This is a genomic window from Frankia sp. CoBUL1, assembly GCF_978021245.1.
Map to the genome: position 1 here is coordinate 14,781 of NZ_CDXDOS010000005.1, position 14,101 is coordinate 28,881.

10 protein-coding genes are annotated in these 14,101 nt (G+C 70.5%); 2 read left to right on the forward strand and 8 right to left on the reverse strand.

The window, feature by feature from the left end:
• A partial coding sequence (dnaG, locus tag AC08OX_RS01345; RefSeq protein ID WP_476606118.1) for a DNA primase occupies positions 1-984 on the reverse strand: 984 nt, incomplete at its 3' end.
• Between the two features lie 452 nt (positions 985-1,436).
• Positions 1,437-2,699 (reverse strand): deoxyguanosinetriphosphate triphosphohydrolase, encoded by a 1,263-nt coding sequence (locus AC08OX_RS01350; RefSeq protein ID WP_476606119.1) that lies wholly within the window; start codon positions 2,697-2,699, stop codon positions 1,437-1,439.
• Between the two features lie 95 nt (positions 2,700-2,794).
• Between AC08OX_RS01350 and AC08OX_RS01355 the strand changes: the two genes are divergently transcribed.
• Positions 2,795-2,950, forward strand: a complete 156-nt coding sequence (locus AC08OX_RS01355; RefSeq protein ID WP_011435724.1) for a hypothetical protein — start codon at positions 2,795-2,797, stop codon at positions 2,948-2,950.
• 40 nt (positions 2,951-2,990) lie between these two features.
• Positions 2,991-3,530 (forward strand): PH domain-containing protein, encoded by a 540-nt coding sequence (locus AC08OX_RS01360; RefSeq protein WP_011435723.1) that lies wholly within the window; start codon positions 2,991-2,993, stop codon positions 3,528-3,530.
• 94 nt (positions 3,531-3,624) lie between these two features.
• Here AC08OX_RS01360 and AC08OX_RS01365 read toward each other — a convergent pair whose 3' ends face one another.
• From AC08OX_RS01365 to AC08OX_RS01390, 6 genes are all read right to left on the reverse strand, one after another.
• A complete protein-coding gene (locus AC08OX_RS01365; RefSeq protein WP_476606120.1) occupies positions 3,625-5,499 on the reverse strand; it encodes a transketolase in 1,875 nt (624 codons plus the stop codon).
• Between the two features lie 237 nt (positions 5,500-5,736).
• The gene (locus tag AC08OX_RS01370) at positions 5,737-6,423 is read right to left on the reverse strand and encodes a YdcF family protein (protein WP_035730080.1); all 687 of its coding nucleotides are present in this window, start codon (positions 6,421-6,423) and stop codon (positions 5,737-5,739) included.
• Between the two features lie 124 nt (positions 6,424-6,547).
• Positions 6,548-9,259 (reverse strand): pyruvate, phosphate dikinase, encoded by a 2,712-nt coding sequence (gene ppdK / locus AC08OX_RS01375; RefSeq protein ID WP_476606121.1) that lies wholly within the window; start codon positions 9,257-9,259, stop codon positions 6,548-6,550.
• 76 nt (positions 9,260-9,335) lie between these two features.
• The gene (locus AC08OX_RS01380) at positions 9,336-12,389 is read right to left on the reverse strand and encodes a glycine--tRNA ligase (RefSeq protein WP_476606122.1); all 3,054 of its coding nucleotides are present in this window, start codon (positions 12,387-12,389) and stop codon (positions 9,336-9,338) included.
• A 273-nt stretch (positions 12,390-12,662) separates the two neighbouring features.
• A complete protein-coding gene (locus tag AC08OX_RS01385) occupies positions 12,663-13,121 on the reverse strand; it encodes an antibiotic biosynthesis monooxygenase (RefSeq protein WP_476606123.1) in 459 nt (152 codons plus the stop codon).
• A 59-nt stretch (positions 13,122-13,180) separates the two neighbouring features.
• Complete coding sequence (locus AC08OX_RS01390) at positions 13,181-13,978, reverse strand: isoprenyl transferase (RefSeq protein ID WP_043590755.1); 798 nt, start codon at positions 13,976-13,978, stop codon at positions 13,181-13,183.
• Positions 13,979-14,101 lie beyond the last annotated feature (123 nt).

The following is a 14,101-nucleotide window of genomic DNA, read 5'->3' on the forward strand; positions in this document are numbered from 1 at the left end:
CCCGGCCGCGTCGCCGTCGAACGTGAAAATCACTTCACCGCGACGCTCGTCGGAGTCCATGAGCAGCCGGCGGACCACCGCGACGTGCTCGGAGCCGAAGGCGGTGCCACAGGTCGCCACGGCCGTGGTGACCCCGGCGAGATGGCAGGCCATGACGTCGGTATAGCCTTCGACCACCACGACCTGGTAGCGGCGGGCGATGTCACGACGGGCGAGGTCGGCGCCGTAGAGCAGGTTCGCCTTCTTGAACAACGGCGTGTCCGGCGTGTTGAGGTACTTCGGCCCGGCGTTCGGGGCGCCGTCCTCGGCGAGGCGCCGCCCACCGAAGCCGACCACCTCACCGGCGAGATCCCTGATCGGCCACATCAGCCGATGATGGAAACGGTCGATCAGGCCCCCGCGGACGCCCTGTTTGGCCAGCCCCCCGAGCACCAGCTCCTCCCCGGTGAAGCGCCGGGCGAGCAGATGCCGAGTGAGGGTGTCCCAGCCGGTCGGGGCGTAGCCGACCTCGAAGCGCGCCGCCGCGGTGAGATCGAATCCCCGCGCAGCGAGGAAGTCCCAGCCTGCGCGCGCGGAGGCCTGCGACTCTAGCTGCTCGGCGTAGAACTCGGCGGCCACCCGGTGCGCCTCCAGCAGCCGCTGCCGCTGGCTGGACACCGTACGGTCGGTGGTCCCACCGCCCTCGTAGGTCAGCGCCACCCCGGCCCGGCGCGCCAGGCGCTCCGCCGCCTCCCGGAAGGTCAGCCCGTCGATCTCCCGCACGAAGGAGTAGACGTCGCCACCCTGCTGGCATCCGAAACAGTGGAACAGGCCGGTTGCCGCATTGACGTAGAAGGAGGGTGACTTCTCGTCATGGAACGGGCACAGCCCGACGAGCTCGTTACGCCCCGCCGGACGCAGTTGTACGTGCTCGGCCACGACGTCCGCAATCGGCGAGCGCTCCCGGACCAGGGCGACGTCGGCGTCACGGATTCGTCCCCCCACCCGTCCCTCCCAAGTCCGCGTCGAGACTCTGCGGGTACCCGAACGAGAGGTAGCTCGCCCGGGGCAGAGCGCCCGTCAATATGTTTGCCACGTCCATTCCCGCCGGATCGATGCCAGGACCACCACCCGCCGGCCTACCCGGCCTGTCGACGAGTGACGCGGCGCCCCTCACATCGGTCCTACCGCTGCGATGGTACGTGTCGTAAGCACGACAGTACCGATCATGCCACGTGAATGTTGGGGACAGGGGCCGTGACGTGCATGCCGAGCTGCGATGTCGGGCCGCGGAGCGCGCGCCGGCTCGCTCCCCCAACCGAGGGAGCGAGTGTCCCCCCGAACGGGGGAACACCCGAAACACCGTCGGGACATCGGGCCAGCGGTGGACACCCACCGGACCCACCACGCACCGGGTCCCCCGCACACCGGCGTCCCCCGCACACCGGACTCGTGGCTCACAGAACCCGCGGCGCCGGTCGTCCACACAGCAGCGCATACCGCCGCTCGGCGCTGGCGTCGGTCAGACGCGCCACCTGGTCGATGACGACCCGTAGCCGTGCCGCATCGTCAGCGGCCATGCGGTAGGCCGCGCGCAACGACGGCTCGAGCACGTCCGGCGCGCCCCGGGAGAGCATCGCCACGAGCTCCGCGACCACCTCCCGCTGCCGGGACTGCCGGGCGCGGGCACCCGGCCGCTCCAGCACATACCAGGCGGTGACCCCCTTGAGCGCCGCGCACTCGGCCACGGTGTCCGGATCCACCACCAGATCCGCGCCATAGCGCCACAGCGGACCGTCGGGATGGCACGCCCGGGTGGCACGGACCGCGCTGTGCGCGAACCGGGCGATGAGCTCGCTGGTCATCGCCCGCAGGGCGGCCTGGCCCCGGGCCGAAGTGATCTCGGAGCGGACCCACCAGGGCTGGGACCGCAGGGTGCCCAGGGCTACCGCCACTGCCTCGGCGGACGGCCCCGGGTAGCGGACGGCGGTCGCGGCGGCGAGCTCCGCCCGGCGGCCGGAATCGTCGAGGGCGGCCAGATCGATGTGTCCGGCAACGACCCCGTCCTCAAGGTCGTGCACCGAATAGGCCACGTCGTCCGCCCAGTCCATGATCTGCGTCTCGATACAGCGCCGGGCGGCCGGTGCGCCCTCCCGGACCCAGCGGAGCACGGACAGGTCGTCGGCGTAGGCGCCGAACTTCGCGCTGTCCGCCCGGGGCCCAGGGCTGCGCGGCCACGGGTACTTCGTCGCCGCGTCCAGGGTCGCCCGGGTAAGGTTCAGGCCCGCGCTGCGACCGTCACAGTCGACGATCTTGACTTCGAGCCTGGTCAGCTCGCGCAGGCTCTGGGCGTTGCCCTCGAAGCCACCGCAGGCGGCTGCGGCCTCGTCAAGCGCCAGCTCGCCGTTATGCCCGAAAGGGGGATGACCCAGATCATGCGCGAGGCACGCCGCCTCGACCAGGTCGGGGTCCGCGCCCAGTTCCTCGGCGAGCTCCCGGCCCACCTGGGCGGTCTCCAGGGAGTGGGTCAGCCGGGTACGCGGGAAGTCGTCGTCGAGCGGGCCCACGACCTGGGTTTTTCCCGCCAGCCTGCGCAGCGCGCTGGAGTGCAGCACCCGGGCTCGGTCCCGGGCGAAGGGACGGCGCTGAGCCGGTGTGGCCTTCGGGCGTTCCACGACCCGACGGGCCGTGTCCGAGGTGTCATACCACTCACTGACCACGAGTTTGAGAGTATCGGCGCGATTCCGCGACCTCCATCGAGCTCAGCGGCGATACTTTGTGCGCACCCTTCCCCGAATCGGCCCGGAGGCCTGCCGTGGACAAGATCATTAGGTATGGGGCGATCGCGTTCCTCATCTTCTTCGTGGTGACCGCGCCCAACAGCGCGGCCAGTATCGTCGGCCGCGCCTTCGACTGGCTGCAGTCCGTCGGTAACGGGGTGTCCCAGTTCGTAACCGATACCGCTCTGTAATGGCTACCCGGCCACTCTTGATGTCTGGGACACTGCCGGCGTGGTGAGACTCCAGCTTCCGGACCTGGCTCAGCGCGACACCAAGTACCTCGCATCCCAGGAGCGCCTGGTGATGATGGTGCGGTTGCACTGGGCGGTCCTGCTGCCCATCTTCCTGCAGACTGTCGGGGCCGTGCTGCTCGCGCTCGTGGCGAACATCCTGTTCGCCTCGCAGGACGTCGACGCCGGCATCATCACCACGCTGCTGTGGTACTTCGCCCTCTTCATGATCTTGAGGATGCTGTGGAGGGTCGCCGACTGGCAGTTCGAGCACCTTATGATCACCGACAAACGGCTCCTGAAGGTGTCCGGGATCTTTTTCCGCAAGGTCCAGACGATGCCACTTTCCAAGATCACAGATCTCACGTACAACCGGGATCCGCTTGGCCGGTTGCTCGGGTACGGCGAGTTCGTCGTGGAGTCCGCCGGCCAGGACCAGGCACTTTCCAAGATCCAGTTCCTGCCGCGTCCAGACCGGCTCTACCTCACCCTGGTCGACATGACCTTCGGTGGAGCACCCGCCCCAGCCGGAGACGACTGAGGGACGGCCCGGTGGGACCGGGGGATCTCCCCCGGTCCCACCGGATGTCCCAGCCCCGTGCCTTCTCGGCCGCCGGCCGCCGGCCCTGGACGGGTCAGCGCAGCAGGTCGCGGGCGGCCTCGACGATGTGCCTCGCGGAGATGCCGGCCGCGTCCAGGAGCTCCTGAGACGTCCCGGAACCCGGCAGCGACCGCACCGCGAGATGACGGACCGACAGCGGCACGCCGCCGTCGCTGAGCGCTTCCAGCACCGCGCTGGCCAGTCCACCCTCTGGGTAGTGATCCTCGGTGACGACGATGCGCCCGCCGGTGGCCTGGGCGGCGTCGGCGAGCGTCGCCGCGTCGACCGGCTTCACGGCATACAGGTCGATCACGCGGGCCGCGATCCCCTCGGCCACGAGTGTGTCCGCCGCGGCCAGCGACTCGTGCAGGGTGACACCGGCACCGATGAGCGTGACGGTGTCGGCATTCGATCGGCGGAGCACCTTGGAACCACCGGGGGCAAACGGCTCGTCCGGGCCATAGAGCACGGGGTAGGCGCCACGGGTGGTGCGCAGGTAGCTGACCCCGGGCAGATTCGCCATCGTCTCGACGAGCTTCGCGGCGGACGTCGCGTCGCTCGGGTAGAGCACCGTCGAGCCGCCGACCGCCCGCATCATGGCGAGGTCCTCGAGCGCCATCTGCGACGGCCCGTCGGCGCCGATCTCGACTCCCGCGTGGCTGCCGGACAGCCGGATGTCGGCCTGGGAGATCGCCGCCATCCGGATGAAGTCGTAGGCCCGGGAGAAGAACGCCGCGAACGTGGAGGCGAAAGGCACGTAGCCACGCACCGACAGCCCGACCGCCGCCGCGACGAGCTGCTGCTCGGCGATGAAGATCTCGAAGAAGCGGTCCGGGTAGATCTTGGCGAAGTCCTCGGAGTAGGTCGAGTTGCTGACCTCCGCGTCGAGCGCCACCACGTCGGTGCGGGCTCCGAGCGCGGCGAGCGCCTGGCCGTAGGCGCGCCGAGTCGCCACCTTGGCGCCGAGATCGTAGGTGGGCAGTGTGATGACGGGCCGCTCGACCGGCGCCGGTCGGGGGAGGCCCGCGGGCGGCACCGGACCGCGAACCCGCAGGTCGCGCAGGCCGCCGAGCTCGGCGATGGCGCGGTCGGCCATGTCGGCGGGGAACGGCTTGCCGTGCCAGCCCTCGACGTCCGCGGTCTCGGAGAAGCCCTCGCCCTTGCGGGTGCGGGCGAGGATGACGGTCGGCCGGGTGACGTCCTCGGCGTCGGCGAGCACCGCGTCGATCGCGGCGATGTCGTGGCCGTCAACGACGACCGCGCGAGCGCCGAAGGACTCCACCCGCCTGGCGTAGGTGTCGAGGTCCCAGCCGAGCTCGGTCGGGCCGCGCTGGCCGAGCCGGTTGACGTCGACGATCGCGATGAGGTTGGAGAGGTTGTAGTAGGAGGCCTTGTCCAGTGCCTCCCAGACCGAGCCCTCCGCCATCTCGCTGTCACCGCAGATCACCCAGACCCGGTAGGGCACCTTGTCCAGGTACTTACCGGCGAGCGCGACGCCCACGCCGTCGGGCAGGCCCTGCCCGAGCGACCCGGTCGCGACGTCGACCCACGGCAGGACAGGCGTCGGGTGGCCCTGAAGCCGCTCACCGAAACGGCGGTAGCCATTGATCAACTCGTCGTCACCGACGACCCCGACCGCCTTGAAGATGGAGTAGATCAGCGGGGATGCGTGCCCCTTCGAAAAGATCAGATGATCGTTCGCCGGGTCCGCCGGGTTGTCCCAGTCGTACCGAAGGTGGCGCGCGACGAGAACCGCCAGCACGTCCGCGGCCGACATCGACGAGGTGGGATGCCCGGAACCCGCCGAGGTGCTGCTGCGCACCGAGTCGACCCGCAGTTGCTGCGCGAGTTCCCGAACCGTCTCCAGGTCGGCCGTCCCGACCGTGCTCTCGGATACGGGAGTTGCCACACCAGTCTCCTTACAGTGTCGTTCCACACCCGGAAGGTAATCTCCGGAGGGTTCTCTCGCGCCGCGGGCAGCCGACTCCGCCGCTTTGCCTCACTACCACGTGTCGCACTACCCCCTCACCCGGCGATCCGAACCGTATCAGCGGCGGCCGACGGCAAAGAGAGCCGAAGTGGGCCTTGATATGTCAGAGGCATCACGGGTTCGTATCCGCTGCTGCCGACGAGCGTCGACCCGGTGTCAGACGGCCCGGGTGGTCGCCGAAGGTGGTGATGCCTGGCGGAAGAGCTGGTACCACCGGTAACCGATCCCCTCGCGGATGATGTACCGGACCTGCGTGCCGAAGCCGTGGACGGCCGGCCCCCGGTCGGCCGGGGAGGTGACGGCGTCAACACCGAGGTCACGGGCCATCGTCCGAGAACGCAGGCTGTGCCAGGGATCGGTTACCAGCACGGCGGTGTGCCAGTGCCGCGAGTTCATCAACCCGGCTACGGCGGTCAGCGATCCGAGCGTGTTCGAACCCTCGGGTAGGACGAGCACCCGATCCGGGGGGATACCCCGCTGCCGCAGATAGGTCGCGCTGGCCTCGCCCTCGGTGTAACGGTCGCCCGGCTGCTTCCCACCGACTGTGATCACCTGAGGGGCGATTCCCTCCCGGTAGAGCTCCAGCACGTGGTCGAGACGGGCGGCGAGGACCGCCGAGGGACGCCCGTCGTACTGCGAAGCACCGAGCACCACGAGGACGTCGGACCGGGGCCGGTGATCCTCCCTGCCCACCCACCAGACCTGCAGAAACGTCACCACGGCGAGAACCATGATGCCGAGGAGGACAGCCGCCACCGCCCGCATCATCCAACGCCACCATGGCACGCGGTACCAGGTCACGCGAAACGGGTTGACGATGAGACGAGGACGGGACAGGCCCACACGAACGAACAGTAGCGTCCCTATGGGCACACGACCGACATCACAGGGCAACTGCCCCCTTCATCCGCCCAGCCCCGATCGGGATCCCGGCCCGGAAAGGGCAGGAAACGAGCCAGGCGGAAACTCACCCGACCGTCGACCGGCCAAGAACCGCGGCACGCCCGGCCTCCAGCCGGGCCACCGGCACCCGAAACGGCGAACAGGAGACGTAGTCGAGCCCGAGTTCGGCGAAGAAGTGCACGGAGTCGGGATCACCGCCGTGCTCGCCACAGACGCCAAGGCCGAGATCGGGCCGAGCGCCCCGCCCAGCCCGGACCGCCGTCCTCATCAGGGCGCCCACCCCGTCGCGGTCCACCGACGCGAACGGCGACCCGGCGAGGATGCCGAGGTCAAGGTAGCGCGGCAGCAACGATGCCTCGACGTCATCCCGGGAGAAACCCCAGAGCAGCTGGGTGAGGTCGTTGGTGCCGAACGAGAAGAACTCGGCGCGCCAGGCGATCTGGTCCGCGGTGAGCGCCGCCCGCGGAACCTCGATCATCGTGCCGATCGGCAGGTCGATCTCCAGGCCGCTCTCGGTGCCGACCTCGGCCAGCACCCCGCGCACCCGGTCCCGGATGGCATCCAGCTCCGTCGCGGTGGAGATGAACGGAACCATGATCTCGGGACGGGGATCACCGCCTACGCTGCGGCAGCGCACCAGCGCCTCGGCGATCGCCCGCGCCTGCAGTTCCACCAGCCCCGGGACGGTGAGAGCGAGTCGGACGCCGCGGCGACCCAGCATCGGGTTGGTCTCGTGCATGCTGCGCAGGACCGCCAGCCTCGCCCGGTCGGCGTCGCCGACCGGCCTTCCGGCGGCGTCCGCGGCGGCGATCGACACGGACAGCTCGGTGAGGTCCGGGAGGAACTCGTGCAACGGCGGATCGAGCAGCCGGACCGTGACGGGCAGACCGTCCATCGCGGTGAAGATCTCGACGAAATCCTCCCGTTGCGGGGGAAGCAGCCGGCTGAGCGCCTCGGTCCGCTCGGCCGGCGTTCCCGCGAGGATCATCTGCTCGACCAGGGTACGACGATCCCCGAGGAACATGTGCTCGGTGCGGCACAGCCCGATGCCCGCAGCGCCGAACCGGCGGGCCCGCGCGGCGTCCGGCCCGGTGTCGGCATTCGCGCGGACCCGCAGCCGGCGGGACCGGTCGGCGTGCCGCATCAGCCGGTCCACGGCGGCGACCAGGTCCCCGCCCGGCCGGGGATGGTCGAGGCGGCCGGGCTCGTCGGGACGGCCGGCCTCGAAGTACTCGACGACTGGTGATGGGACGAGTGGTACGGAACCGGGGTATACCGCGCCGATGGTCCCGTCGATGGAGAGGATGTCCCCCTCCCGCACGACCACACCCCGCCCGGTGGTGAGGCGGCGGCCGGCGGGATCGACCTCGATCTCCTCGGCCCCGCACACGCAGGTCCGGCCCAATCCTCTGGCGACGACGGCGGCATGCGACGTCCGGCCGCCTCGGGAGGTCAGGATTCCGCGCGCCGCGAGCATGCCCGCGAGGTCATCGGGATTCGTCTCGCGGCGGACGAGGATGACCGGTCGGCCCTCGGCCGCCACCCGCACCGCCTCGGCGGCGTCGAAGACGGCCTCCCCCACCTCGGCCCCGGGCGCGGCGTTCACTCCCGTCGCGATCGGGGCGGGCCGGGCCGTGTCGTCGAAGCGCGGGAACATCAGGGTGGCGAGCTGGTCGCCGCTCACCCGGCACAGCGCCTCGTCGTCGTCGATGACACCGCCTTCGGCGAGCGTGGCGGCGATCCGGAAAGCCGCCGCGGCAGTGCGTTTGCCGACGCGGGTCTGCAGGATCCACAACCTGCCATGTTCGATCGTGAACTCGATGTCGCACAGGTCCCGGTAGTGCTTCTCCAGGCGCGTCATGATCTCGCGCAGTTCGGTGAAGGATGCCGGGTCGATCCGCTCCAGCTCGGCGAGGGGAACCGGGTTACGGCTCCCGGCCACCACATCCTCGCCCTGGGCATTGGGCAAATAGTCTCCGTACACGCCGGGTTCGCCGCTGCCCGGATCCCGGGTGAAGGCCACCCCGGTGCCCGAGTCCGTTCCAAGGTTGCCGAACACCATCGCGACGACGCTCACTGCCGTCCCGAGATCGTCCGGAATGCGCTCGGTACGGCGGTACAGCCGGGCCCGCGGCCCGTTCCAGGAGTCGAACACCGCTCGGATCGCGAGATCCAGCTGCTCGCGGGGATCCTGGGGGAAGGGGCGGCCGGTGCGCTCGAGCACGATCCGCTGGTAGGTCGCGACGAGCGCCCGCAGGTCGTTCTCGTCGAGGTCGAGGTCGCTGCTGGTGCCCTTGGCCCGCTTCGCCGCCTCGAGGGCCGCGTCGAACGACGGCTCGCCGACGCCGAGGACGGTCCGGCCGAACATGGCCAGCAGCCGGCGGTAGGAGTCCCAGGCGAACCGCGGCGAACCTGACTGCTCGGCCAGGCCCAAGACGGCCTGATCGGTCAGGCCGATGTTCAGAATGGTGTCCATCATCCCGGGCATGGAGAACTTCGCGCCGGAACGCACCGACACCAGCAGCGGATCGTCGGCCTGGCCGAGCCGCCGTCCCCGGGCGGTCTCCAGGGCGGCAAGATGATGATCGATCTCCGCCCGTAGCCCGACCGGTTCGCCACCGACAAGATACTCCCGGCATGCCTGGGTGCTGATAGTGAACCCGGGCGGGACAGGCAGGCCGAGATTCGTCATCTCGGCGAGGTTCGCACCCTTACCACCGAGAAGATCCTTCATGTCCTTGTTGCCCTGGTGGAAGCCATACACGTAGCGCGCCATGGTCGTCCCTTCCGCCCCGGAGTGATACCCAGACGCTAACCCGCGGTAACGGTATGCGCAGCCAGAATGCCCATGATCAGCGAACGGAAGCGGATAGCGAGCCGAGAGCCTCCCAGTCGAGAGCTCCGGCCGTCAGGTCCCGGATCCAGGCCAGCAGACCGAGCCGCGCCGCCCGCACCGCCGGGTCGTCGGCCATCACCATCACCGCGTCGAAGAACACGTCGACGGCGGCCGGCAGGTCTCCGGCTGCGGCGACCAGCTCATCAAGGGAGATCGCTCCGGCCGCCGTCTCCGCGGTGACAGCCGAATCGGCACCGGAGGACGCGAGCCGCTGGGCGAGCGCTGTCACGACCTCCAGCAGGTCGATCTCGGCGGGTTCGGTGAGGCGCTGCGCGTCGAGCACCGCCGGGGTCCCGGCCGGCACAATCCGGCGGACCCGCTGCAACGCGGCGGCCAGGGCGGCGAAGCCGGCGGCGGGTGCGGACTCCCCCTGGACGAGCTGCCGCAGTGTCACCAAGGTGGCGGCCGCGCGGGCCGGCGTGCCGGTGAGCGGCCCGACCGCGCCGACCAGGCGGTGGTCCACCCCGGCATCGAGTAGTTGCTGGACGTAGCGGCCACGGACAAACGTCTCGGCGGCCTCGAGCGCCTCGGCGGACACCGGCACCGGGGTGAGTCGGGCGGCGCGGGCCAGCGCGCCGGTGACGGTGAGGCCGGCGAGCTCGGGCCGGCTGCCCAGGATCGCGGCGACCCCGAGCGCGGCCCGGCGCAACCCGAACGGATCCGAACTCCCCGTGGGGGCCGCGTCGAGCGCGAACAGCCCGACAAGCAGATCGAGCCGGTCGGCGAGGGCCAGCAGGCCACCGGGGGCGGTACCGGGCAGCTGGTCACCGGCCCGGCGGGGCAGCTCCATCTCAAAGAGGGCGACGGCGACTGCCTCGGGCTCACCGGCCCGGCGGGCATACTCCCGCGCCATCGTGCCGGCGAGGCTCGACAGCTCGATGACCATCTGGGTGGCCAGATCGAACTTGGCGAGCGCGGCCGCCCGGCCCAAGGTGGCCCGGTCGTCCTCACCGAGGTCGATCTCCTCGGCGAGGTCACGCGCCAGCGCCGCGATGCGGTCGGCCCGGTCCGCGACGGAGCCGAGCCGCTGCTCGAACGTCAGCTTCGCGAGCTCCGCCCGGAACGTCTCGAGCGGCACCGTGATGTCGGCGTCGTAGAAGAAGGCGGCGTCGGTGAACCGGGCCCGGATGACGTCCTCGTTGCCTGCGCGGACCAGCGCTTGGTCGACCTTACCATCGGCGACGGCTACGAACGACGGCAGCAGCCGCCCGGCGGCGTCACGCACCGGCAGGTAGCGCTGGTGCTTGCGCATGACGGTGGTGAGGATCTCCGCCGGCAGGTCCAGAAAGCGTTCCTCGAAGGACCCGAGGATCGGGCACGGGAACTCGACGAGGTTCGCCACCTCGGTGAGCACGTCCGCCTCGGCGACGAGGTCGATGTGACCGCCGGAGTCCGCGGTGAGCTTGGCCGCCTCCCCGACGACGAGCTCGCGGCGAACCACCGGGTCGAGCAGGATCGACCGGGCAGCGAGCAGTTCTGGGTAGCCGGACGCGCTCGGCACGTCGAGCGGTGGGGAGCCGGCCCGCCGGTGGCCGCGGGTGGTCCGACCGGCCGCGAGCGTCGACACCGTCACCGGCACCACGGTCTCGCCGAGCAGGGCGAGCAGCCAGCGCACCGGCCGGCTGAACGACAAGGTCGGATCGTTCCAGCGCATGTTGCGCTCCGCGCGCAGCCCCGCCACCAGCTCACCGAGCACCCCGGCCAGCACCCGGGCGGCGTCCCGGCCGGCCTCGGTGCGCACGAGCGCGACATGCTCGACACCGCGGTGGGTGACGACCTGGAGGCCGGCGGGATCCGTACCCTGACCACGCGCGAACCCGACGGCGGCCTTCGTCGGCGCGCCGGCGGCGTCGTAGGCGGCCGAGACGCGCGGGCCGCGGACGACCCGCTCGACGTCCGACTCCCGGGGCGCCACCTCGTCAACGATCGCCACGATGCGCCGGGGAGTGCCCAGCACCCGGACCGCACCGTGCGTGAGGCGGGTGGCCGCCAGCCGCTCAACGAGGCCGGCGCGCACCGCCTCGATGGTCCGGGTCACCTCGGCCGCCGGGAGCTCCTCCGTCCCGATCTCGAACAGCAGGGTGGCCGGCGCCTCGGCCCGGGTGGTCACCGCGGCGGGCACCGCGGCCGGTGGCGGGGAGGCCGCCCCGAGGGGATGGCCGAGCTCCTCGCGGCGGTCCCGCCACAGCGTCGCGACCTCCCGCGACAGTCCGCGCATCTGCGCGAAGGAGGTGGCCCGCTCGGTGGTAGAGACCGCGCCCCGGGAGTCGAGGATGTTGAAGGCGTGCGAGCACTTCAGCACGTAGGAGTGCGCGGGGACGGGCAGCCGGGCGTCGATGAGCCGGCGGGCCTCGGCGGCGTAGTCGGCGTAGAGCCGGCGCACGGTGTCGATGTCGGCGTCGTCGAGGTAGTACCGGGACATCTCGTACTCGGCCTGGCCGAACACCTCGCCGTAGGAGATGCCGGGGGCGTAAGCGATCTCGCTGAAGTGGCGGACGCCCTGCAGGGCCATGAGGATGCGTTCCACGCCATAGGTGATCTCGACGCTGACGGTGTCGAGCGTCTGGCCACCGGCCTGCTGGAAGTAGGTGAACTGGGTGATCTCCAGGCCGTCGAGCCAGACCTCCCAGCCCAGACCCCAGGCACCGAACGCGGGCGAGGCCCAGTTGTCCTCGACGAACCGGACATCGTGGGCGGCGGTGTCGATGCCGAGCGCCGCGAGGCTACCCAGGTAGAGCTCCTGGGGGTTACCCGGATCCGGTTTGAGGATGACCTGGAACTGGGTGTGGGTCTGCAGCCGGTTCGGGTTGTGGCCGTAGCGGGAGTCGTCGGGACGGACCGAAGGTTCGACGTACGCGACCCGCCACGGCTCCGGTCCGAGCACCCGCAGCACCGTGGCTGGGTTGAGCGTACCGGCGCCGACCTCGGTGTTGAACGGCTGCACGATCATGCAGCCGCGGTCGGTCCAGTAACGGGTCAGCGCCAGCAGCGCGTCCTGCATGGTCAACATCGAGCGAGCCTCGGCATTTCGCTGTCGCGGTCACGAGTGGGGCGGGACACCCCGGCTCCGGAGACCGGACACCGGTCCGCCGGCGACCGGTGTCCGAAGAGAGCGGTCAGGCGATCAGGGAGGGGACTGTCCACAGGACATCGACACTCCGAATCCATGATCCATAAATTCATGATCAATAGATCTGCAAACCATAGATCCACAATCCATAGATCGTAGATTCCATGATGCTGGGTCGAGGCTACCGGTACCCACCGACAATCCCGCGGTTGGTCACGGCCGGCCGGCGCCCGGCGCACCGACGGAGCGCGGCGGCTCGCCGGGGGCCGCGGTGTCGGCGTCCGGCGTACGGTCGGACCGATGGGTCCGCGCCGAGCCGCCCGGCCCGTCCACCGACACCAGCACCTCGAAGGTGCCAGGCCCGTCAACCGCGAAGACGAGCAGCGGCGTCAGCGCGTACCGCACCTCGAAGGCGGACAACGCGCGACGCCACGCGCCCGGCCCGTCCCACTCGGTGGTCATCAGCCACGAGCCGGGTTCGTCGAGCGCCTGGGCGATCCGCCCACCACGGAATCCCGGGGCCCGGGCGAGCGCGTCGAGCGCCGGACGTGCCGCCGCGGCGAACCCCGCACCGCCCGGCACGGCGTCCCCAGGCACGGCGTCCCCAGGCACGGCGAAGGCGATCTGGGCGACGACCGGAGCACCGGCCGTCGGCACCGCCCAGTCGGGCACGGGGGAAGCGTCGGGTCCGGTCGGAACGTCGCGTCCGGTCGGAACGTCGGGCCCGGGCATCAGACGTGATGGGCGACGGTTCCGCCGTAGCGCCGGTCCCGTCGGGCGAAGTCCTCACAGGCGGACCACAGATCGCGCCGGTCGAAGTCCGGCCAGAGCGTCTCGACGAACGAGAACTCGGCATAGGCGGCCTGCCAGAGCAGGAAGTTGCTGAGCCTCTGCTCCCCGGAAGTCCGAATGACGAGGTCCAGATCGGGCATGTCGGGCTCGTCCAGGTAACGGCCGATGGTCGCCTCATCGATCCGATCGACGCGCAGCCGGCCCTCCCGCACGTCCCGGGCGATCGCCGCCGCGGCATCGGCGATCTCGGCCCGGCCGCCGTAGTTCACGCACATCACCAAGGTGAGCCGGTCGTTGTCACGGGTACGTTCCTCGGACGACTCCAGCCGCCTGATCACGTTCCCCCACAGCCGGGGACGACGACCCGCCCAGCGAACCCGCACACCGAGCGCGTGCATGTCCTCGATGCGCCGGCCGAACACCCCATCGGTGAAGCGCATCAGGAACGCCACCTCGTCCGGTGACCGTTTCCAGTTCTCCGTGGAGAAGGCGAACACCGACAACCATCGGACCCCGAGCTCGATTGCGCCCTCGACGCAGTCGAACAGGGCGTCCTCGCCGGCCTCGTGTCCTTTTGTTCGCGCCAGCCCGCGCATCTTCGCCCACCGTCCGTTGCCGTCCATGACGATGCCCACATGCCGCGGGACGAGACGCGACGGCAGGACCGGAGGTCGCGCGCCGGAGGGATGGGGATGCGGATCGCGAAACCGCGTCTTCACATCATTACGCAGCGCCACCGCCTACCTCCCCGCACCCGTCCGGGGCGGCTTCAAGCCGCAATCCGTCCTGCCGGTCCCAGCCATCACCACATCGTCCCCCCGTCGGCGCCGGGTCGCGCCGGACGCACCCACCGCCGCTTT